This is a genomic window from Shimia sp. R9_2, from assembly GCF_017743735.1.
In the GTDB taxonomy this organism is placed as follows: domain Bacteria; phylum Pseudomonadota; class Alphaproteobacteria; order Rhodobacterales; family Rhodobacteraceae; genus Shimia.
Genome location: NZ_JAGHRO010000011.1, coordinates 76,843 through 98,465, shown reverse-complemented (window position 1 = coordinate 98,465; position 21,623 = coordinate 76,843). Strand labels below are relative to the sequence as shown.

17 protein-coding genes are annotated in these 21,623 nt (G+C 53.9%); 9 read left to right on the top strand and 8 right to left on the bottom strand.

Annotated features, from left to right (window positions below):
- Positions 1-169 precede the first annotated feature (169 nt).
- On the bottom strand, positions 170-2,296 hold the full coding sequence (locus J7400_RS19495) for a methyl-accepting chemotaxis protein (RefSeq protein ID WP_209065771.1): 2,127 nt from the start codon (positions 2,294-2,296) through the stop codon (positions 170-172).
- 392 nt (positions 2,297-2,688) lie between these two features.
- On the opposite strand from J7400_RS19495, the gene J7400_RS19490 reads away from it, so the two are divergent.
- Entirely contained in the window at positions 2,689-3,387 is a 699-nt protein-coding gene (locus J7400_RS19490; RefSeq protein WP_209065770.1) for a hypothetical protein, read from the top strand.
- A 100-nt stretch (positions 3,388-3,487) separates the two neighbouring features.
- On the opposite strand, the gene J7400_RS19485 is transcribed toward J7400_RS19490, so the two are convergent.
- From J7400_RS19485 to J7400_RS19460, 6 genes are all read right to left on the bottom strand, one after another.
- On the bottom strand, positions 3,488-4,420 hold the full coding sequence (locus J7400_RS19485; protein ID WP_209065769.1) for a LysR family transcriptional regulator: 933 nt from the start codon (positions 4,418-4,420) through the stop codon (positions 3,488-3,490).
- Positions 4,421-4,490: 70 nt separating this feature from the next.
- Positions 4,491-6,194, bottom strand: coding sequence for an ABC transporter ATP-binding protein (locus J7400_RS19480; protein WP_209065768.1), 1,704 nt, complete (start codon positions 6,192-6,194; stop codon positions 4,491-4,493).
- 3 nt (positions 6,195-6,197) lie between these two features.
- On the bottom strand, positions 6,198-7,133 hold the full coding sequence (locus tag J7400_RS19475) for an ABC transporter permease (protein ID WP_209065767.1): 936 nt from the start codon (positions 7,131-7,133) through the stop codon (positions 6,198-6,200).
- A 10-nt stretch (positions 7,134-7,143) separates the two neighbouring features.
- Complete coding sequence (locus J7400_RS19470; RefSeq protein WP_209065766.1) at positions 7,144-8,109, bottom strand: ABC transporter permease; 966 nt, start codon at positions 8,107-8,109, stop codon at positions 7,144-7,146.
- A gap of 72 nt (positions 8,110-8,181) precedes the next feature.
- Entirely contained in the window at positions 8,182-9,774 is a 1,593-nt protein-coding gene (locus J7400_RS19465; protein WP_209065765.1) for an ABC transporter substrate-binding protein, read from the bottom strand.
- 14 nt (positions 9,775-9,788) lie between these two features.
- Positions 9,789-10,691: an N-formylglutamate amidohydrolase gene (locus J7400_RS19460; protein ID WP_209065764.1), complete on the bottom strand. Its 903-nt coding sequence runs from the start codon at positions 10,689-10,691 to the stop codon at positions 9,789-9,791.
- Between the two features lie 218 nt (positions 10,692-10,909).
- Between J7400_RS19460 and J7400_RS19455 the strand changes: the two genes are divergently transcribed.
- The 4 genes from J7400_RS19455 to J7400_RS19440 all read left to right on the top strand — a co-directional run bounded on the left by J7400_RS19455 (position 10,910) and on the right by J7400_RS19440 (position 14,971).
- Positions 10,910-11,608, top strand: a complete 699-nt coding sequence (locus J7400_RS19455) for a type 1 glutamine amidotransferase (RefSeq protein WP_209065763.1) — start codon at positions 10,910-10,912, stop codon at positions 11,606-11,608.
- Between the two features lie 148 nt (positions 11,609-11,756).
- Positions 11,757-12,944: a glycine C-acetyltransferase gene (locus J7400_RS19450; protein WP_209065762.1), complete on the top strand. Its 1,188-nt coding sequence runs from the start codon at positions 11,757-11,759 to the stop codon at positions 12,942-12,944.
- Positions 12,945-12,955: 11 nt separating this feature from the next.
- Entirely contained in the window at positions 12,956-13,984 is a 1,029-nt protein-coding gene (tdh, locus tag J7400_RS19445; protein WP_209065799.1) for an L-threonine 3-dehydrogenase, read from the top strand.
- Positions 13,985-14,008: 24 nt separating this feature from the next.
- Positions 14,009-14,971: a cysteine synthase family protein gene (locus J7400_RS19440; RefSeq protein WP_209065761.1), complete on the top strand. Its 963-nt coding sequence runs from the start codon at positions 14,009-14,011 to the stop codon at positions 14,969-14,971.
- Positions 14,972-15,022: 51 nt separating this feature from the next.
- On the opposite strand, the gene J7400_RS21440 is transcribed toward J7400_RS19440, so the two are convergent.
- The gene (locus J7400_RS21440; RefSeq protein WP_209065760.1) at positions 15,023-16,174 is read right to left on the bottom strand and encodes an adenylate/guanylate cyclase domain-containing protein; all 1,152 of its coding nucleotides are present in this window, start codon (positions 16,172-16,174) and stop codon (positions 15,023-15,025) included.
- Positions 16,175-16,839: 665 nt separating this feature from the next.
- On the opposite strand from J7400_RS21440, the gene acs reads away from it, so the two are divergent.
- From acs to J7400_RS19415, 4 genes are all read left to right on the top strand, one after another.
- Positions 16,840-18,804 carry an acetate--CoA ligase gene (gene acs / locus J7400_RS19430; RefSeq protein WP_209065759.1) on the top strand — a complete coding sequence of 655 codons (1,965 nt, stop codon included), beginning with the start codon at positions 16,840-16,842 and terminating at the stop codon, positions 18,802-18,804.
- A 6-nt stretch (positions 18,805-18,810) separates the two neighbouring features.
- A complete protein-coding gene (locus J7400_RS19425) occupies positions 18,811-19,431 on the top strand; it encodes an adenylate kinase (RefSeq protein ID WP_247738926.1) in 621 nt (206 codons plus the stop codon).
- A 69-nt stretch (positions 19,432-19,500) separates the two neighbouring features.
- Complete coding sequence (locus tag J7400_RS19420) at positions 19,501-19,761, top strand: DUF4212 domain-containing protein (protein WP_209065758.1); 261 nt, start codon at positions 19,501-19,503, stop codon at positions 19,759-19,761.
- 15 nt (positions 19,762-19,776) lie between these two features.
- Entirely contained in the window at positions 19,777-21,564 is a 1,788-nt protein-coding gene (locus J7400_RS19415; protein WP_209065757.1) for a sodium:solute symporter family protein, read from the top strand.
- The last annotated feature ends 59 nt before the right edge of the window (positions 21,565-21,623 follow it).

The following is a 21,623-nucleotide window of genomic DNA, read 5'->3' as shown; positions in this document are numbered from 1 at the left end:
CGATGGTTTCGGGCTAGTTCGTTCTAACTCCGTCCCGCGCGTTTAATGATGACGTTTTGAACTAGTCAGAAATTGAAAAGACCTCAAGGAAACGCCCGTGATTAGGGGTATGACCAACCGGCTCCTCAATTCCTTCTAACACAACTAAAGTTGGGAATGGCAGACCTTGTTAGGAGGCCAGGAGAAGTTCTGTGTCCTCCTCATCCGCTCGGAAATCGGACACCAATTTGGAAAGCTTGCTGGTCTCCCGATCGAGCACCCCGCATGCCGCCGCGGTCTCTTCGCACATGACTGCATTTTGTTGTTGCGTACTTTCCAATTGCCCCATGGCAGTGTTGAGCTCGGAAATTCCCAAAGACTGCTCCCGTGCCTGTTTGGAAATGTCTTTGACATGATCTGAGATGTCAACGAACGCGCTCAGCATCGCTTCCAAAGAGGCGCTTGTGCGATCGACCAGTTCGACACCGTGACCGACCTGTTCGCTGGAAGTGTTGATGAGTTCTTTGATGTCATGCGCCGCATCTGACGATCTAAGCGCGAGGCTCCGCACTTCTGAAGCAACAACCGCAAAGCCCAAACCTGCGTCGCCAGCACGCGCTGCTTCCACACTTGCGTTCAGAGCCAGCAAGTTTGTTTGGAACGCAATGTCATCAATCATGCCGGTAATTTGCGTGATTTTCTCCGCCGTCTCGTGAATGGACCCCATCGCTTTGACCGTATCGCGCGCCACTGCCGTGCTATTCACGGCGCTGCGGTTGACTTGGTCCACCAATTGCTCTGTCTCTTGCGCGCCTTGGGCAACGTTCGTGATCGATTTGGTCATCTCATCCAGCGCGGCAGCGGTTTCTTCCAATTGTGCGGCAGATTGCTCGGTGCGCTGCGCAAGATCATTAGACGCTGTCGTGATTTCTCTCAGCCCGGCGTCGATGGAATAGGCGGAGACATCGGTTGAGCTGATCAGGTTCGCGAGCTGTTCTACGGTGTTGTTAAAGTCCACACGCAGCCGCTCATATTCTTCAGGCATCTGCTCTGCAATTTGCGCGTCCAAATGCCCGGAAGCCAGGAGCTGGAGGCCATTTGCCAGCGCGCGAACGACGTCTTCTTGCTGCAGTTTTTCTTTCCTCTGAGCCGCTTCAAGGGCATCTTTCTGCGCTAAGCCCTGGCGCAAAATTTCAATGGATTCCGCCATGACGCCGATCTCATCTTGGCTCTTAGGCAACTCAATGGGATTGGCCACATTTCCGCCTGACAAATCTCTGATGACATTCAGTATTTTTCCAATTGGACGGCCGACGATCGAACGAACGCACAAGAAAACGGTCAAGATTGCGAGTGCGATCATGATGAATTCTTCGACCAGTTTTTCAATGAGTCTTTGTCTCACTGGAGCCACAAACACTTCGCGCGGTACATCGAGAACAACCGCCCATGTTTTGTTCATTCCATAGGCGCTGAAGGGCAGGAACAGGCGCGTTGCTCCATTTGGCATTTCGTTGGCGATTTGAGGTTCGCCGGTGCGGATTGCGGCGTCGAATGCGTCACGACCTTTTCCTGAAAACTCTTTGGTCAGTAGAGCAGGATCGCTGTTGGCAAGCCACTTTCCGCCCTGACCAAGAAGCATAACGCGCCCGCCGTCATAAAAAGAGGCTGCATTTACAAAGCTGGAGAGTTCCCCAAGCTCTATGTCGACGCCAGCCAAGCCCACAATCTGGTCTTGGACCTTCACCGGCACCGAAACACTTGTTAGCAGATTTCCCTCGGAAGACAGGTAGGGCTCAGTAATAACACTTTGACCACTGCTCTGAGGTGCCGCGTACCATTCCTCGGTGGTATCAGCTGCGTAGGAGAAGGGGCTGAAGTCCAAGCCACCGGACGCATTTTCAAGCCAATAGGGTGCAAACACGCCTTCAGGATTTCGCCCTGCTTCTCCTGAAATGAACTGCTCAGTCGGTCCGTCAATAATAGAAGCAAACCAAGAGGTGAAAACGAGGTCATATTGGCCTGGTACCCCTCTCATAATCTCAACCAGTTTTGACGTTTCGGAGACACCGCTTTCCATGTAGCTGGCAAGCGAGCCTGCAAGACTCGCTGCCGCGGACGTGGCTTCAATAAGTTGACTGGTCAGGCCTTGAGAAACTTCTTTGCCACGTTGTGTCGCGCTTTCCAGAATTTGAGCTTTCACCGCACGGGTTTCGTTGACGACAGTGTAAATAGAGAAGGTGAAAGTCACCAATACAAAAACAGCAGTTATTGATGCAATAACTTTGCCGGAAACCGATCTGAATACTGCGAGCATTGGCTGGCCTATGGAGTTGCTATGATACCGGGGCCTGATGTCACACATGACACTAAAGATTCCCTGAATAGAAGTGCGCACGCTTCGCTGTCAGATGCAAAAACCGATAGTACAGAGAGTGGGGCCAGACACGGCCATTTTCAAAGACACCATCTCGTCCAGAAAAGCTGTAGCTCTTTTCGTTTTAGGTGCCCTGAGCAGTGGGGTTGAGTGGTGAATTAAACGCTGAAGCGATTGCCTATTTACTCTAGCTAAAATCGTCCTGGTCCCACGTCCAGAAGTCCAAATAGTCTTTAGCGGGTCAATCTTATGGCTCCATAATCTAGTTCAATATGGTTTGAACGGCACCAAAATTACGCTACGTCAATTTATATTGCGAGCGAGGAGCCAGCATGAAACTTTGCCTAGTCTATTTTGGTCGAAACGAGGTTCCTTACACCTCCCCTCTCTCCCTCCCCGAGACGGATCGACTATGCAATGCGCTGGCTCCTCATTTGCCGGATGCCGAGTGGAGCCTTCTAGACGCATCAAAAGGCAATGTGCCTATTTCCGATGCGTATGATGCCTACTTTATTGTGGGTTGTGGGCGAGGAAAGCGCTCATACGATTATCAGCAGAAGCTAAACTTCCTTGTCCGTGAACTGAACGGACTACGGATAAAAACCATCGGTGTTTTTCACGGATTTCATGCGGTGACTTTGGCGCTCGGCGGATCTGTTGCCAAACGACCTAGCAACTACCAGACGCATCTAAGCCCATTGAAATCCCAGGCGGCGAACCATCTGACTTTGGTCGAGACTAATCCGGGTGGAGAAACCCAATTCGTGGAGCAAGTGATGCAAGTTCCTAAAGGTGCAAAGCTCGTGCTTACAAAGAAGTATCGCCCAATCAGCGGCTATACGCTTGATAGCTACCTGCTGGCCATAGAACAGCCTTTCGCTGATTTTACAGGGCACATCGGGACTCTTCGTAAAGGGTACGGTTCGGCAGTGACTGTTGCCGATCTTAGTGCCGCAACCACGCCCATAGCTATTCAAATGATCGCAGATTTTTTGCAAAGCCAACCACCACTCACACTGGCCTGCGCCTAGGTATTTAGCGACGGAAAATGACATACAGCAGATCTCTTCGAGAAACCTTCACCTAGCAGTGTAGTGTCTAACCGAAGTGAACTTTGGATTGACTTTATAATCATTCCGTTGAGGTGTTGACGGCAAGGGTCTCAAAGGCAGCGATCAGTTTCTCTTGGGTGTCTGATCCCTTTTGCCAATCAGCACAGGCCAGAAAAAAGGACGTTTCGAAGTCCACGCCTTCTACACGCCGCATGATCAAGTTGGGGTCTCGATCGCAGATTTTCTCTGCCACCAAGGCGTTATTGAAGGTGACTGCGGACAAAGCCTCAACCATGCGGATGGCGAAGCCAGCAAACGGGGATTGCAAAACTGTTTTTATGGAAACACCATTTTCGTGCCACAGTTTGGAAAAATAGTGGAATGCCGGATCGTTGCGTGTTGAGGAAATAATGCGCTGCCCTGCAAAATCGCGGACGCTCAAAGATTTTGCCGCAGCCAATGGATTATCCGCTCTCATGACTGCCACTAGGGGTGCAACGCCAACTTTTGCGTTGTGCAGCCCAGGGTGCTCAAGCGGGCGGGTATGAAAGGCGAAATCAACATGCCCTTGAATGAGAGATTGAACCATTGAGGAGAGGGGCACCGAACTGACATAAAACATCGCATCTGGATGATCCGCGACGATTTCGCTCACAATATTGGGCAACAGTTCGCTGGCAATACTCATCGACGCGGTCAGCCGCACTGTTGATAGCACGCCCGTGCGCCCATAGCTCAACTGCGCCTGGAAGCGATCCAGGTGTGCCAGCAAACTCACCGCATCTTCTCGCAAGCTCTCGGCACGGCTTGTCGGGAAAACCGCACCGTTTCTGCGGATAAATAGCGGTGCGCCGATGGCATTCTCCAGCACCTTGATCAATTGACTGATCGCAGGTTGAGAAACACCTAGTTGGCGCGCAGCTGCAGAAAACGAACCGGTCGAAATGACGGCTGAAAAGGCTTCAATATGTTTCAGCCGTCTAATCCGGTTGGACTTAATGCCGTCAGCCATGGTGTCGCCTCATCCAATGCAACGCTGCCATTGCATCCCAGCACAGATACACGGAGATCTCAAACCTATCTTATGCAACCTCTTCAGGGCGGAACCTTGGCATCGCGGCAAGCAAGCCCAGAGTGTATTCATGTTCCGGCGCAACCAGAACTTTGTCACAGGCTCCAATTTCTACAGCCTCCCCCGAACGCATCACCATAACGCGATCACACATTTGTCTCACAACAGCCAGATCATGGCTGACGAAAAGCAGTGTGAGCCCAAGCTGGTCTTGTAAATCTTTCATAAGATTCAGCAACTCCGCCTGTACAGTCACATCCAGAGCAGAGGTCGGCTCATCGCAGAAAATGAAATCGGGTCGGAACGACAGAGCCCGCGCAATGCCAATTCTCTGGCGTTCTCCACCAGAAAACGCATGGGGCATTTTTCGAGCCGATGCTCTGGGCAGGCCGACAAGTTCCATGAGATCGCCAGACAATTCAAGCGCCTGCGCGCGGCTGAGTACACCATGAGCCCTAAGGGCATAAGTGATGTTATCCCCTGCCGTCATGCGCGGGTTGAGAGAAGAGTACGGATCCTGAAAAATACACTGCAGCGACTGACGATGAGCGAGCTTTTGCGCCTTTGATGTCAGATCGTCTATGTTGTGGCCCTTGTACGTGATTTCATATCCGGGATCTGGCTTGTGCAGTCCTAGGATCATCTTGCCAACCGTCGATTTCCCGGACCCGCTTTCGCCGACTATCCCCAAAGTCTCCCCGGGAAATACGTCGAAGTTTATATCAGATACTGCTTTGAAATCGGTCGCTGCCTTTAGGGCTGTGGCCTTCATCGTAAATGTCTTTGAGAGGTTTTTCACACTCAAAAGGGGCGCCCCTTCAACGCCCGCATCTGCCTTGCGAGACATCAGATAATCTATGGCGCGCTCGCGATCTTCCGCTTTACCCAAGCCGCCTGGCACAGCAAAGCGCTCGATTTTGTGGTCGATCCGCGGGATCGCCGCCATCAATTCCCGACTATAGGGTTCGCTGGGATTGCTCAGCACTTGCGCAGTGCTGCCTTCCTCAACAAGTTTCCCATGTCTCAAAACGTAAACATAGTCACACATCTCGGCCACGACACCCATATCGTGCGTAATCAGAATAATCGCGATATTCTCTTGGCGTGTGAGTTTGACAAGCGTTCCGAGCACAGCTTTTTGTACTGTGACGTCAAGTGCTGTTGTCGGTTCATCCGCAATAATCAAATCCGGTTTGGCACTGATTGCGATGGCAAAAACAATACGCTGGCACAGGCCACCCGAAAGTTGATGCGGATATTTGCTCAATCTTTCTTCAGGCAGAGGGACTTCCGCTTGCTCCAAGAGATCAATCGCATAAGCACGCGCATCCTGCCCACGTTTGTTCGTATTGGCCTCGATCGCTTCGATCAGCTGCTCGCCAATGGTGAGAACTGGATTGAGCGCGGTCATGGGATTCTGATAAATATATCCGACTTTGGAGCCCCGAATGTCCGCAAATGCGTGCTCTTCCAGCCGTGTGACCATCACCTCATCAAGCATGACGCCCCCGGTGTCGATCACTGCATTTTCATCAAGCAAACCTAGCGTCGCTTTGCCGATTGTCGATTTTCCGGCACCACTTTCACCCACGACGCCAACAATTTGTCCGCGCTTAACGGCCATAGAAAAGCCGTCAATCGCTCGGAAAACTGCACCATCCGCCATCGGATAGGCCACGGTCAGATTCTCGACGTGCACAAGCTGATCAGTCATGGTTCACTCCTTGCCGCGTAGATAGGGGTTGGCGTGATCACGCAAACGATCTGCCACCACGTTGATACAAAGCACCATGCCAACCAAAACGAGACCTGGGAAAATACTGATCCACCACTTGCCAGACAAGATGTAGTCGTTGCCATTGGCGATCAATAAACCCAGCGAGGGCTCGGTGATGGGCACGCCCACTCCTAGGAAAGAAAGGGTTGCCTCTGCTCCGATTGCGCTCGAAATGGACATAGGTAGCACCACCAGAACTGGGGAGATTGAGTTCGGGAAAAGGAACCGTCCCATGATGCGCCAGTCAGACAGACCTGCAAGTTGGGCTGCGTGAATGTAGTCTTTCTTCAACTCTGACAAAGCGACCGCACGGACCAACCTCGCCTCCGATGCCCAGGCACCAATAATGAGGGCGATGATGACTTTGTCGATGCCTGTTCCGAAAATTGCGAGCACCATCAGCGCCAACAAAATCCCGGGAAAGCTCATTTTCAGATCGACGGTTCGCATGATTACGGTTTCGACCCAGCCGCCTTTCATTGCCGCCAGAAGCCCCATGAAAACCCCAATCGCAGAGCCAACAATCACAGCGACCAGCGCGACAAAGAGTGAAATTCTCAACCCATAGAGAACAGCTGATAGAATATCCCGCCCCAATGCATCGGTGCCAAGCAGACTGGTCGTGCCATCGCCAAGCGTCGAGCCAGGTGGCAAAAGGCCATCCAAAATATCCAGTCGTGTCTGGTCATATGGGTCTTGGGGCGCAATCAGAGGGGCAAAAATCGCAAGAAAGATAAAGATTGAAATTCCAATCAACCCACAGATAGCTGCCGGATGGCCTCTGAAGATTTTGGCAACATTTTCCAAAAATCTGGGTTCCGGCTTATCTGGAGAAGAAGGGCTTCCAATGTCAGCAGTTGTGGTATCAACAGGCATCTCTTTCTCCTCAAGTATAACGAATACGTGGGTCGAGCAGCGCGTAGAGCACATCGACGACAAAGTTTATGGTGACAAACATGAGGGTGATCAGGATCAGGTAGGCGACAACAACCGGGCGATCCGAATTGTGGATGCTGTCCAGAAGCAATTTGCCAATGCCGGGCCAAGAAAAAACCGTCTCGGTAACTGTTGCAAAGGCTATGAGGCCACCCAGCTGCAAACCTGTAATTGTCACAATTGGAATGAGAATGTTGCGCACAAGATGGCGGCGGATAATCCGTTCCCGACTGATCCCTTTGGCGCGCGCAAAGGTCATGTAGTCCTGATACATAACTTCCTGCGTGCCTGACCTTGCAAGTCGCGCCTGCAGGCAAATTGTATAAATCGCCAGGTTAAGGGCCGGAAGCATAAGGTGGCTCAGGCCATCAAGGCTGAACACTGACCAACCCACACCGAAAACATCTACGGTATCGCCTCTGCCCGAGGCAGGCAGAACCTTGAACCAAACCGAGAACAGCATGATCAGCAAAACGCCCTGCCAAAAATTCGGTATGGAGTAGCCAACGGTGGTGAAGAAACTGATGGCTTTGGTGCTGCGTTTCTTCTGGTTCAACCCAGAGTACACACCCAGTGGAATACCAACCACCAAGCCTATGAACATGGCAAAGAAGGCCACCTCCAAAGTTGCTGGCAAGCGCTCCAAAATCAGATCCATGACAGGGCGATTGTAGACAAACGATGTCCCAAAATCGCCTTGCAGCACATTCCCTAAAAAGGACAGATACTGGAGGAAGAGCGGTCGATCTACGCCCAGTTCCTGCGCCAACGCCAGGCGATCTTCCTCTGTGAAGTCTTCCCCGGCGAGTACAGCGACCGGATCGGAGACAACATACATCCCCACAAAAACCAGAGCCGACATGATCAGCACCAACACGGCGCTTTGCCCAAGTCGCTTGGTGACGAAACTCAACATAATGCCCCCTCCGGCGGTTCGCGAGTTGCCGGGCCTACAGCAGGCTCGGCAATCTACTGCGGTTCTAGGTGATCACTTACGGCTAACAGTGGTGGCGCTGGTGCGCTCGTCCTGACGCCCGTTCACTTCGAGATCGGCGCGATGCGCCCAAATCGTATGCTGGTAGTAGAGTGGAATGCCGGGCAGCTCATCGACGACAATCCGCATCGCTTCACCGAGATAGGCGTTGGCTTGCGTTTCATCTGTTTCGACCGCCCAAGCTTTCATCGCTGCGTCAAAGCCATCATTTTGGTAGTTCGAGTAGTTTGATGAGCCCAAACCAAGCTCTTTGTCTCTTGAGGCGAATGCGAAGGAGATCATCTGCGCAGGCCCTTGAGGGTGTCCCCAACCGTACATGAAGACGCCCAATTCATTCTCACGACGTTTCCCCGCGAATACCGACCAAGGTTCAGTCTTGAGGTTCACCTTAATCCCGATGCGCGAGAGATATTGCGTCACTGCTTGGGCTACCCGCGCGCCGTTAGCATAGCGATCAGACGGCGCATAAAAATCGATTTCAAAGCCATCCGGATATCCCGCTTCTGCCAATAGCTCCTTGGCCTTAGCCGGATCGTGGGGCAACTCCGCGAGTTCCGGCGCCCCAGCGCGATACTTTGGAGAAAACTGATTTGCGACAGTCGCTTCTCCTCCAAAGAGTCTATCGGCAATCGCCTGGCGATTGATCGCCATCGACATTGCCTGGCGCACCCGCTGATCTGCCAGCGGTGCGCTACCATCTTCTGCCCGTACACCTTTAGCGCCTTCTGCATTCACATCCAGAACTAGGAAGATTGAACGCCAAGACGGTACAGCGGTGTAAGTCAGATCTTCATTGGCTTTCAAGCCTGGCAGATCTTCTGTTGTTGGATTTTCAATCAGATCAAAGTCGCCCGCCAATAAGCCCGCAAGACGCGCTCCGGCATTGCCGATGGTTCTGATTTGCACCTCGTCCCACTCGGGAGCACCACCCCAATAATTGGTATTTTTGATCAAATCTGCTTCGCCGGATTTATCAAATCTCACAAATTTGTATGGCCCGGTTCCAATCGCGGCGGCGCCTGCCTCAAATTCCGCTCGCGTTGGATAGGTGATACCGCCGCAATCACCTTGGTCATCATAGGTAATCGGCCCTTCGGGAGTATCCGCACCTGCCGCAGGCAATATCGACAGGAACTTCATTTTTTGGATCCAAAGCGGATACGGCGCTTTCATATCAAAACGGACAGTATGATCGTCCGCCGCGACCACATCAGTGATTGGCCCCATCGAACTGGTGAGCAAATTTCGTTTGCCGTCAATCAGGTACATCATCCGACACGCCGAATAGACGACATCACGGGCCGTCAGCGCCGTTCCGTCGTGGAAGGCAACATCCTGGCGCAGCTTCACCTCTAAAGATGTGGGGCTGGTCCATTGCCAACTCTTGGCCAGAAGTGGAGAGTCGTCTGCAGCCACCAGAGCTTCAAAAACGTGTTCTTTCAAGGAAGCCGTGGGTGTTCCGCCAAAGGGATAGGGATCAATGGACCGTGGTGCAGAGGAGAATGCCATCCGTAGCGTTTCTGCCTGAGCGGCCGCGGGTAGAGTCAATGCAGCGGACAATCCTATAATCGCCAAAGCCGTTTTCATGGGTGTTCCTCCTCTCATTTTTTGTTTGGATGGGGCTGTTTTGCCCCGCCGGTGCGGTGTTCAATGAATGTTTTGAATTCTTGCAAAACCCAGGCGCAGTCCGCCTGTACTTTCGCGAAGTTCTCATTTCGCTCTCGCGTTGCCTCTGTCATGTAAAGGTCGCGGCGAAGCTCCACTTGCAAGATGTGCTGATTGATCTCGGGCCACCCGTACCGCAGCGTGATCTCCCCGCCGATGAAGCGCTTGTTCATGCCAACATCATACCCGCGCGCGGCAAACAGCTCCGCCATTTTCTCGGCAATGTCTGGGGCGCAAGACGTTCCGCGGCGCGTTCCGATATCGATTTCTGGCCGCTGTTTGCCCCCGCGCATCTCGGCGTCGAACTGAGTCATCGAGTGACAATCCACAATGTAGACCTCACCATGCATGTCGCGCAGGCGCTCAATCATACGGGTCATGGTCTGATGATAAGGAATGAAATAGCAAGCAAGTCTGCGCTTTGCTTCGGCATTGCTTAACTTGCGATCATAGATCGGTGTGCCGTAGGCCTTCGACCAAAACAGCGTCGCGCCTACATCAACCGATCCTGGCAGAAATCGTCCTGGCCAGTTTTCTGGATCTTCTAACATGTTGGCGTCAATGTCGTGCTGATGCCGATTGACATCGACATAGGCCCTCGGAAAGTTCGCTTTGATGGTGCTAAGTGACAAGGTTTCTGCCCCGCAAAAGAGTTCATCAACGTACTTGTCTGACGGATGGTCAATTTCTGCGTAGGTAAGTTTGGGGTCGAATCCAAAGTCTTCTGGATAGACGTCTCCCGAATGCGGAAACGATAGCATCAGGGGGGCGCTCTTCTCAACCACACGCACGACGTCGGATAGATGGGCCGCGGTGTCTTCGCTGGTTTCTATCAACATAGCTTAGCTCTTAACCTTTGTTTGAAGCAAATTTGAACCAAGGTTACGGGCAGTTGCAGAACCAAAAAAGCTTATTGACCTACCCTCTCCCTCCATAATTTTAGCTTATAGGGTGAGCGCTTATGGACCTATCAAATTAGGCAATACCGTTTTTTACTCCACGCCCAGGTGATACGATTGCTCTAACACGCTCCTGTCAGTCAGCACGGTCAAACACTATGAAAATATGTATACTTCACATCGGACACAGTGATCCAAACGAGAAACCAAAGCATCCTCCTTCCCCGGTGAGGTTCCGACAATCTCTGGAGCCGCATCTACCCAATGCGACTTGGACGGTCATAAGTGCAGTTACAGGTTCACTGCCAAACCCATTCGCGTTTGACGCTTATCTCATCACTGGAGGCAAATACTCAGTTTTTGAAAATTTCCCGTGGCAGGACAAGCTGTTTGCATTCATTCGACGTCTGCACGCAGGCAAAATTCCTCTGATCGGCATATGTTACGGGCATCAGGCCATCGCACATGCGCTTGGGGGCGAGGTAGCCCGCTCCTCGAAAGGCTGGGGCGTTGGTTTGATGCCTGTAGATGTGATCCGGAATACAGAGTGGGCCAAAAAAGAGCCCGATATCTGGCTGCATGCAATGCACCAAGACCAAGTGACGGGCCTACCTAGAGGGGCGGAAGTCTTCTTATCCAGTGATTTTTGCCCCAACAGCGGCTTCACAATTGGCGATCATTTCTTGGCAATCCAACAGCACCCTGACTTCACGCTCGAGCTCAATGCAGATCTTATCAATCGTCGAAAGGAACGCATGGGATCGGCGGCATCGACGGGTTTAGAGTCGCTCACGGGAAGGGACGACACGTCAAAAAGCGTGGATTGGATGGCAGGTTTTCTTAAGCGCGCGTGCTAGCTAGGGGCTTCCAAAAATCTTCCAACAGAAGCGACATGTAGCTTCGATTGAGTTCCTGTTTTGCGGAAAATTTCCACCAAAACAGAAATCCTCTATTTCGGACTTAAATCCATTATGATAGACGTACCTCCATCAACGGAGGTCGCACATGTCGGAAGCATTCCTATCCCATATCTCAAGCACACTCACACAGATCGAGGCTGAGGGTTTGTACAAGCGCGAGCGAATGATCACATCGCCTCAAGGCGGTGAGATTGCGGTCGGGGGTAAGACAGTTATCAACTTGTGCGCCAACAACTACCTTGGCTTGGCTGATCATCCAGCTCTTATCGCTGCTGCAAAAAACTCCATGGACCCAAAGGGTTTTGGCATGGCGTCAGTTCGCTTCATCTGCGGAACACAGGACATTCATCGTGAACTTGAGCAGAAATTGGCCGGCTTTCTATGTAAGGACGATGCTATTCTCTTTGCTGCCTGCTTTGATGCCAATGGCGGGCTTTTTGAGCCTCTGTTGGGGCCTGAAGATGCAATTGTCTCCGACAGTTTGAACCATGCGTCGATCATTGATGGTGTACGTCTTTGCAAAGCAAAGCGTTATCGCTACGCGAACAACGATATGAATGATCTGGAAGCAACGCTGAAACACGCACGCAATGAAGGCGCACGCCACATTATGGTTGCCACAGACGGTGTATTTTCCATGGATGGCTATCTGGCCAACCTGCCTGAAATCACGAAGCTGGCCAAAGACTATGATGCGGTCGTGATGGTGGACGATTGCCACTCAACCGGTTTCATGGGGTCGCGAGGTGCTGGCACGCCAGACCATTTTGGCGTTGATGTGGACATTCTCACCGGCACTCTAGGCAAAGCACTTGGAGGGGCAATTGGCGGCTATATCGCTGGGCCGCAGCCGGTGATCGACCTGCTGCGGCAGCGGGCGCGGCCCTATTTGTTCTCAAATTCGCTCCCGCCCGCCATTGTCGCCGCTGGCCTAGAAGCCATCCGACTGGTCGAAGAAGGGGCCGACCGTCGCGAGAAGCTTTTTGAGAACGCCCGCTATTGGCGTGCGGGGCTTGCTCAATTGGGCTTTAACCTTCTGCCCGGTGAGCATCCGATCATACCCGTCATGTTGGGTGAGGCAACGCTTGCACAAGAGATGGCCAACAGGCTGTTTGACGAAGGTGTATATGTCTCCGGGTTCTTTTTTCCTGTTGTCCCCCGCGGGCAAGCTCGGATCAGAACACAAATGAATGCAGCTTTGACTAAAGATGAGTTGGATCGCGCTCTGGAAGCTTTCGGAAAGGTTGGCCGAGCACTTGGAGTCATTTCATGAAGCCAAATACAATGAAGGCTCTAGAGAAATCCAAGCCGCAAGAAGGGCTTTGGATGGTACAGGCGCCGGTTCCGGAAGTCGCTCCAGACGAAGTGCTGATCCGCATTAACAAAACCGGTATTTGCGGCACAGACATTCACATATGGAACTGGGATGACTGGGCAGCCCACACTGTGCCCTACCCGATGATCACAGGACATGAATTCGCAGGTACAATTGTTGAGATCGGCAGAGATGTGACCGGCCTTGAAATCGGCCAGCGATGCTCTGGAGAAGGCCACCTTATAAGCAGCGACAGCCGTCAAAGCCGCGCCGGAAAATTTCACTTGGATCCAGGTACGCGCGGGATTGGCGTGAATGAACAAGGGGCATTTGCGGAGTATCTAAAGTTGCCTGCATTCAACGTAATTCCGCTACCAGATGATATTCCGGATGAGATTGGCGCGATCCTCGATCCGCTTGGCAATGCTGTGCATACCGCGCTCAGTTTTGACCTTCTGGGCGAAGACGTTTTGATAACCGGTGCAGGTCCGATAGGTATCATGGCCGCTGCCGTAGCGCGCCACGCAGGCGCGCGAAACGTTGTCATCACCGATATCAACCCAGATCGTCTAAAGCTGGCGCAACACGTGGCGCCAACTGTCCGGGCCGTCGATGTCACAACCGAAGATCTGTATGATGTCATCTCGGAATTGGGTATGGCACAGGGTTTTGATGTGGGGCTTGAGATGTCCGGTTCGCAAATTGCTCTGGACCAGATGATCGAATCCCTCGTGATGGGGGGCAAGATTGCACTCTTGGGCATTCCTCCTGGAAGGTCGCCGGTGGACTGGTCGCGCATCGTATTTAAGGCCATCACTATCAAAGGCGTCTACGGTCGGGAAATGTTCGAAACCTGGTACAAGATGATTGCGATGCTGCAGAATGGACTGGATGTCAGTCGCGTGATCACACACCAGTTTGATGTGGATGACTTCACTAAAGGTTTTGCTGCAATGAAATCTGGGCAATCTGGCAAAGTTGTTCTGAACTGGACCTAAGAAACGCTGTTGAAGAGATACACGATGACGAACACGCACACTTCCATTCTTGGGGCCATTGGGAATACGCCGCTGGTTCGGCTTGACCGGTTGGTAAAGCATTATGGCTGCGAGGGAACAATCCTCGCTAAGCTCGACCACCTGAACCCCGGTTTCTCCAAAAAAGATCGGGCAGCGCTTGGTGTTATTGAGGCCGCCGAACGTGATGGCTCCCTCAAACCGGGTCAAACCGTTGTAGAGCTGACGAGTGGGAATATGGGCACCGGCCTTGCGATTGTTTGCGGAATAAAAGGCTATCCTTTTGTAGCGGTTATGTCGAAAGGCAACTCGCCTGAGCGCGCGTGCATGATGGCCGCGCTCGGCGCCGAGGTGGTTCTGGTGGATCAGTTGCCTGGTAGTCGGCCGGCAGAAGTTTCAGGTGCTGACCTGGCTGAAGTAGATCGCGTTGCAGCCGACTTGACCAGAGATCGCCAGGCATTCCGCGCAGATCAATTCCGCCGTTCGGGCAATCCGGGATCCCATGAACAAATGACAGGTCCCGAGCTTTGGGAGCAATCCGACGGCCAAATTGACGCGTTTTGCGATTTTGTCGGATCCGGGGGAACTCTTGCAGGTACGTCTAAGTTCCTACGCTCAAAAAATTCTAACATCAAATGCTATCCAATCGAACCTCAAGGTGCTGCGGTGATTGCAGGGCAAGATGTGTTAAAGCCTGATCATCCCATCCAAGGTGGAGGCTATGTAATGGCCGATCTCGATTTTTTGCGGGACCTAAAGTGGGATGGGTTCTTGCAAGTAGATGGGGACACTGCGCGCCAAACTGTGCGCGACCTGGCGCGGCTAGAGGGGATTTTTGCCGGCTTCTCTGCAGGCGCAAACGTAGCTGGGGCAATCGAATTGTTAGAAGGCCCTCACAAGGGCCAGACAGTAGCCGTAATCATCTGTGACTCTGGTTTAAAGTATCTTTCTACGGATCTCTTTGGGTAAGTCGCCTGGTGTAATAAGCGTGCTGTTTTCCGCATCACAAGGCACATCTACCTAAATAGTAAAAACTTCGATTTCTTCAGGTAGTCCACGAATGAGGTGTCGACCGGCGGATTGCACTTTTGATGGCAAGTGCTGCGCAACGCTCTGCGTCACTAGGATCTTCTTGTCGAGGTTCTTGTATAGCTCTTGCACGCGACTGGCCACATTTACTGTCGGTCCTACAACAGTAAAATCCAACCGGTTGGGGCCGCCGATATTGCCAAAAGTCACTTGTCCAAAATCGATACCAATAGCAAACTCCATGATCTCCTGGCCTTTAGCAAGGGCAGTGCTGTTGTGTTCTTGCAGGCGGATCAATGATTTTCGAGAAGCCTGAGCGGCAGCCTTACAGGAGTTAATTGAGCAATTGTCGATGTCAAATATCGCCAGAATGCCGTCTCCCATAAATTTAAGCACGTCGCCTCCTGCCTCCTGAATAGAGGGGACAACCAGTTCGAAGTAGTCGCCCATCATCAGCAGCGAGTCTGCTTCGGATAAGGCCTGAGCCTTTGATGTAAAGTTGCAGAGGTCGGCAAAGAGGATCGCGGCTGAGACTGTATGATGTTCTCCGCGCTTAATATGCCCCCGTTCAATTTCTTTGGCAGGGCCTCTCCCGAGATATGTTTGCAATAGGCTTGTTTGCGAGTGTCGTACTGCGATGGGTTCGAGCGCCGCGGCGAGAGCATGGCATGTATTTTCGATGTAGAAAATGTGCCGCTCCGAAAACCCTGTTTCTGCATTCGTGGTGAAGCTTGTGCCTTGGATAGAACCGTTGCCATGCTCAAGTGGGACGGCCAGAAAGTCGGTAGCTCCGGATTGCGCAAGCTCAGCGTAGACTGGGTGCTCGGTGCTCAGATCTAGGTGGTTCAGTCGTTTGCGCAGCGAGCGGCTATGTGTGACGACGTATTCGAAAGGGCTGCCTCGCCAAGAGCCGGTGGCCAAGACCGCAGCTGGGACCGTGTAGCGTTTGGTGGCTTTGGGAGACCAAATGATTCCCCAGGCACTGAGCAGTGGGCTGGCATAGTTTTGTGCAATCCGAGCACGGCTCAGGGGCACTCCCAATTTCACCAAGCCTTCGCAATAGGCTTTCACGATTTGAGCTTCATCCCCAAGCAACCGGCCTTCCGAAATCAGCCAATGGTTTAGCCTATCAGCTCCTGTCACGTTTCTCTCACAATTTAAATCTGTGGTCTCTCTTTTATACAGTTTAAGGCGCAAGCGCGTTTCTCCAAGGGAAATTCGCAGATGTTGACTGAGTTCGAGAGCGTTAGGCCTAGTTTGCGATCAACTTCAAATATTGACTGTGGGTCTATTGCTTGTATGAGCGAGTCTAGGTCACGTTGGCGCCCGGCTGTAAGGCAGTTGGACACGCCAAGGTACGGAACACATTATTCTAGGTAGACCTCTGAACAGATAGAGCTGCCCAGCTTCGGTCACCCGCCGGGGGTGATCCTCCAGCTTCAGATCTACGCAGTTTTCAAAGAGGTAAATAGTGTGGTGCTGCGGCACAACTATCTGTCGCAGTCCATCTGCCACAGTTCGGCGCGACCATATGTTGGCGATAACATCGCGACTCCATCGAGCTTGGAGAGCCGGACGTGGGGCTTTGAGTTTCCCCTTAAATCCTTAATGTGCAGGAATTTTTCCGCGTGTCAGAGAATTTATTTACAATATAGGATGCCTGCAGGGAAACCTATTTACAGAATTTTTCTTTTTTCTCTTAGACTTGTTCACTTGTTTTCTCACCTCCGTATTCTTGAAGCTGAGGCCTCGGGCGCGACTGCCTGAGGGGGGAGATACTGTATTTTATCATCGAGGGAGGAGCCTCAATGTCACTGGATACCAATGCACCCGCAAAGTCTTTGTTGTCAGCCAATTTGACCAAAGATGCACATATTGATGCAGCAAAATACGACGCGATGTACGCGGCCTCTCTGGCGGATCCTGAAGGGTTCTGGAACGAGCACGGCCAGCGTGTGGAGTGGATCAAGCCCTACACCAAGGTGAAGAACACCTCCTTTGCGCCGGGCAATATCGACATCAAATGGTATGAGGACGGCACGCTCAACGTGGCGGCCAACTGTATCGACCGCCATCTGGAAACCCGCGGTAATCAGGCCGCGATCATCTGGGAACCGGATGATCCAAACGAGCAGGCCCAGTCGATCACCTATGCTGACCTGCACCGCCGCGTCTGCCGCATGGCCAATGTGCTGGAAACCATGGGCGTGCGCAAAGGCGACCGCGTGGTGATCTACCTGCCGATGATCCCGGAAGCCGCCTATGCCATGCTGGCCTGTGCCCGCATCGGCGCGATCCATTCGATTGTCTTTGCAGGCTTTTCTCCCGACGCCCTCGCCGCCCGCATCAACGGCTGTGACGCCAAGGTGGTGATCACGGCGGATCACGCGCCCCGTGGCGGCCGCAAAACTGCGCTCAAGTCCAACACCGACGCGGCCCTCCTGCACACCAAAGACACGGTGAAATGTCTCGTTGTGAAACGCACCGGCGATCAGACCACCTGGGTCGACGGGCGTGACTATGACTACAACGAGATGGCGATGGAGGCGAATGACTACTGCAAACCCGCAGAGATGAGCGCCGAAGACCCGCTCTTCATTCTCTACACCTCAGGCTCCACCGGCCAGCCCAAAGGCGTCGTGCACACCACCGGCGGCTATCTGGTCTACGCCTCCATGACCCATGAGTACACCTTTGACTATAAAGACGGCGACATCTTCTGGTGCACCGCCGATGTGGGCTGGGTCACGGGCCACAGCTACATCGTCTACGGGCCGCTGGCCAATGGCGCGACCACAGTGATGTTTGAGGGCGTGCCGACCTATCCGGATGCGTCGCGCTTCTGGCAGGTCTGCGAAAAGCACCGGGTGAACCAGTTCTACACCGCGCCCACCGCGCTGCGCGCGCTGATGGGTCAGGGAAATGAGTATGTGGAGAAATGTGATCTCTCCTCCCTGCGCATCCTTGGCACCGTGGGCGAGCCGATCAACCCTGAGGCCTGGACCTGGTACAACGACGTGGTGGGCAAAGGGAACTGCCCGATCGTCGACACCTGGTGGCAGACCGAGACCGGCGGCCATATGATGACCCCCCTGCCCGGCGCCCATGCCACCAAACCCGGTGCTGCGATGAAGCCGTTCTTTGGCGTCGCCCCTGTGGTGCTTGATCCGCAGTCCGGCGAGGAAATCAGCGGCAATGATGTGGAAGGCGTGCTGGCGATTGCCGACAGCTGGCCCAGCCAGATGCGCACCGTCTGGGGCGATCACGAGCGTTTTGAGAAGACTTACTTCTCTGATTACAAAGGCTATTACTTTGCCGGTGACGGCTGCCGCCGCGACGCAGACGGAGACTATTGGATCACCGGCCGTGTGGATGATGTTATCAACGTGTCCGGCCACCGCATGGGCACAGCAGAGGTCGAAAGCGCGCTGGTGGCGCACGCCGCCGTGGCCGAAGCCGCCGTGGTGGGCTATCCGCATGACATCAAGGGGCAAGGCATCTACTGCTACGTGACCCTGATGAATGACCGCGAGCCCTCTGATGAGCTGCGCACCGAGCTGCGCAACTGGGTGCGCACGGAAATCGGCCCGATTGCCTCACCCGACCTGATCCAATGGGCGCCGGGTCTGCCCAAGACGCGCAGCGGCAAAATCATGCGCCGCATCCTGCGCAAGATCGCCGAAAACGACTACGGCGCGCTGGGGGACACCTCCACGCTGGCAGACCCCGCCGTGGTTGATGATCTCATCGAAAACCGCATGAACAAAGGGTGAGATCAGATGTCAGCAGATAGCGAAACCCTCACCCGGATGGTGAATGTGATCCTGCTTGGCCCTCCCGGGGCCGGTAAAGGCACACAGGCGGAATTGCTCGTGAAAACCCATGGGCTGGTGCAGCTCTCCACCGGAGATATGCTGCGTCAGGCCAAGGCCAGCGGCTCTGAGCTGGGCAAACGTGTGGCCGAGGTTATGGAACGCGGCGAGCTGGTCACCAATGACATTGTCATCGGCCTGATCAAGGAGAAATTCGCCAACTCTGATGCCAAAGGTTTCATCTTTGACGGCTTCCCCCGCACGCTGGCGCAGGCCGATGCGCTGGGGGCCCTGCTCGAAGAGGCGGGCGTGACCCTGAGCGCGGCAATTGAGCTGCAGGTCAACGACAAGATCCTTGTGGAGCGCATTCTGAACCGGGCCGAACAGGCCAAGGCGGCAGGGCAGCCGGTGCGCGCGGATGACAATGAGGAAACATTGGTGCAGCGGCTTGAGGCCTATCACGCCCAGACCGCGCCACTGATTGACTATTACGCAGGCAAAGGCGTGCTCAAGCCTGTGGATGCGATGGGCGAGATTGACGCCATCGCCAACGAACTTGCCGCGATCGTCTCTGAGGCGGGCGCGTGAAGGGACACATCTGCGCGGATATTTTTCGCGCAGATGTGGAGGATAATCACAACGTGGGAGGAGGCATTTATGTCTGACAACTCATCTAACGCTGCATATTGGTCTGCCAATGTGCGCATCATCCTGATCAGCCTCGTCATCTGGGCGCTGGTCTCTTTCGGGTTCGGCATTCTGCTGCGTCCGATGCTGGCGGGCATTTCCGTTGGCGGCACGGATCTGGGATTCTGGTTCGCCCAGCAAGGGTCCATCCTGGTCTTTCTTGGTCTGATCTTTTTCTACGCCTGGAAGATGAACAAACTCGACGCCGAACACGGCGTTGACGAAGAATAAGGGGCCCGTGCAACCATGAGCCAATTTGCCATCAACCTGCTGTTTGTGGGCGCGTCCTTTGCGCTTTACATCGGCATCGCGATTTGGGCCCGTGCCGGGTCTACATCAGAATTTTACGCCGCCGGGCGCGGCGTTCACCCGGTCACCAACGGTATGGCGACAGCGGCAGACTGGATGTCTGCGGCCTCGTTTATTTCCATGGCGGGCCTCATCGCCTTCACCGGCTATGACAACTCCTCCTTCCTGATGGGCTGGACCGGTGGCTATGTGCTGCTGGCGCTGCTGCTTGCGCCTTATCTGCGCAAGTTCGGCAAATTCACCGTGTCAGAATTCATCGGTGACCGCTTTTACAGCCAGACCGCGCGTATTGTGGCGGTGATCTGTCTGATCGTGGCTTCCACCACCTATGTGATTGGTCAGATGACCGGTGTGGGCGTGGCCTTTGGCCGCTTCCTGGAAGTTTCCAACACCGCCGGTCTGCTGATCGGAGCCTGTGTGGTGTTTGCCTATGCGGTGTTTGGCGGCATGAAAGGTGTGACCTACACACAGGTGGCGCAGTATTGCGTTTTGATCACAGCCTACACCATTCCGGCGATCTTTATCTCGTTGCAGCTGACCGGCACGCCTATTCCGGCGCTGGGTCTGTTTGGCGAGCACGCAGCCTCCGGCGAGCCTCTGCTGGCGAAGCTGGATGCGGTCGTGACCGAACTTGGCTTCAAGGAATATACCGCGCACCACGCCGACACGTTCAACATGGTGCTGTTCACCCTGAGCCTGATGATCGGTACTGCGGGTCTGCCCCACGTGATTATGCGCTTCTTTACCGTGCCTCGCGTGTCTGATGCGCGCTGGTCTGCGGGCTGGACACTGGTGTTCATCGCGCTGCTGTATCTGACCGCCCCTGCGGTTGGTGCCATGGCACGCCTGAACATTTCCGAGCTGATGTGGCCAAATGGCGGCATCTCTGGCGAAGCCGTGACGGTTGAGCAGATCGAGAACGAACCAGAGTATGACTGGATGGCCACCTGGCAGAAAACCGGTCTTCTGGATTGGGAAGACAAGAACGGCGACGGCAAGATCCAGTACTACAATGATGCCAATGCCGATCTTCAGGCGATGGCCGCGGAAAAAGGCTGGGAAGGCAACGAGCTGACCAAGTTCAACCGTGACATCCTCGTGCTGGCGAACCCTGAAATTGCCAACCTGCCATCCTGGGTGATTGGTCTGGTGGCAGCGGGTGGTCTGGCAGCGGCGCTGTCCACAGCGGCGGGTCTTCTGCTTGCGATCTCTTCGGCCGTGTCTCACGACCTGATCAAAGGCGCGATCAACCCGAACATCTCTGAAAAGAGTGAGCTTCTGTCGGCGCGTGTTGCCATGGCTGTGGCCATTGCGGTGGCGACTTGGCTGGGTCTCAACCCTCCGGGCTTTGCAGCGCAAACCGTGGCTCTGGCCTTCGGTCTGGCGGCGGCGTCGATCTTCCCGGCGTTGATGATGGGGATCTTCTCCACCAAGATCAACAACACCGGTGCGGTGGCAGGGATGCTGGCAGGTCTGACTGTGACGCTGATCTACATCTTCCTGCACAAGGGCTGGCTGTTCATTCCGGGCACCAACTCCTTCACCGATGCGGATCCGCTTCTGGGCACCGTGAAATCCACCAGCTTTGGCGCGATTGGCGCGGCGGTGAACTTTGCTGTGGCCTATGTTGTGGCTGGCATGACCAAAGAGACCCCTGCCGAAATCAAGGCGCTGGTCGAAAGTGTGCGTGTGCCGCGTGGCGCAGGTGCCGCTCAGGATCACTAAGTCCTGACACCCGGCGCTGGCGGGGGCTCCCCTCCCTGCCAGCGCTCTCCTCCTGTCCC

Coding starts and splice junctions, on each gene's coding strand:
- J7400_RS19495 (WP_209065771.1), bottom strand. CDS start 2,296: ATGCTCGCAGTATTCAGATCGGTTTCCGGCAAAGTTATTGCATCAATA.
- J7400_RS19490 (WP_209065770.1), top strand. CDS start 2,689: ATGAAACTTTGCCTAGTCTATTTTGGTCGAAACGAGGTTCCTTACACC.
- J7400_RS19485 (WP_209065769.1), bottom strand. CDS start 4,420: ATGGCTGACGGCATTAAGTCCAACCGGATTAGACGGCTGAAACATATT.
- J7400_RS19480 (WP_209065768.1), bottom strand. CDS start 6,194: ATGACTGATCAGCTTGTGCACGTCGAGAATCTGACCGTGGCCTATCCG.
- J7400_RS19475 (WP_209065767.1), bottom strand. CDS start 7,133: ATGCCTGTTGATACCACAACTGCTGACATTGGAAGCCCTTCTTCTCCA.
- J7400_RS19470 (WP_209065766.1), bottom strand. CDS start 8,109: ATGTTGAGTTTCGTCACCAAGCGACTTGGGCAAAGCGCCGTGTTGGTG.
- J7400_RS19465 (WP_209065765.1), bottom strand. CDS start 9,774: ATGAAAACGGCTTTGGCGATTATAGGATTGTCCGCTGCATTGACTCTA.
- J7400_RS19460 (WP_209065764.1), bottom strand. CDS start 10,691: ATGTTGATAGAAACCAGCGAAGACACCGCGGCCCATCTATCCGACGTC.
- J7400_RS19455 (WP_209065763.1), top strand. CDS start 10,910: ATGAAAATATGTATACTTCACATCGGACACAGTGATCCAAACGAGAAA.
- J7400_RS19450 (WP_209065762.1), top strand. CDS start 11,757: ATGTCGGAAGCATTCCTATCCCATATCTCAAGCACACTCACACAGATC.
- tdh (WP_209065799.1), top strand. CDS start 12,956: ATGAAGGCTCTAGAGAAATCCAAGCCGCAAGAAGGGCTTTGGATGGTA.
- J7400_RS19440 (WP_209065761.1), top strand. CDS start 14,009: ATGACGAACACGCACACTTCCATTCTTGGGGCCATTGGGAATACGCCG.
- acs (WP_209065759.1), top strand. CDS start 16,840: ATGTCACTGGATACCAATGCACCCGCAAAGTCTTTGTTGTCAGCCAAT.
- J7400_RS19425 (WP_247738926.1), top strand. CDS start 18,811: ATGTCAGCAGATAGCGAAACCCTCACCCGGATGGTGAATGTGATCCTG.
- J7400_RS19420 (WP_209065758.1), top strand. CDS start 19,501: ATGTCTGACAACTCATCTAACGCTGCATATTGGTCTGCCAATGTGCGC.
- J7400_RS19415 (WP_209065757.1), top strand. CDS start 19,777: ATGAGCCAATTTGCCATCAACCTGCTGTTTGTGGGCGCGTCCTTTGCG.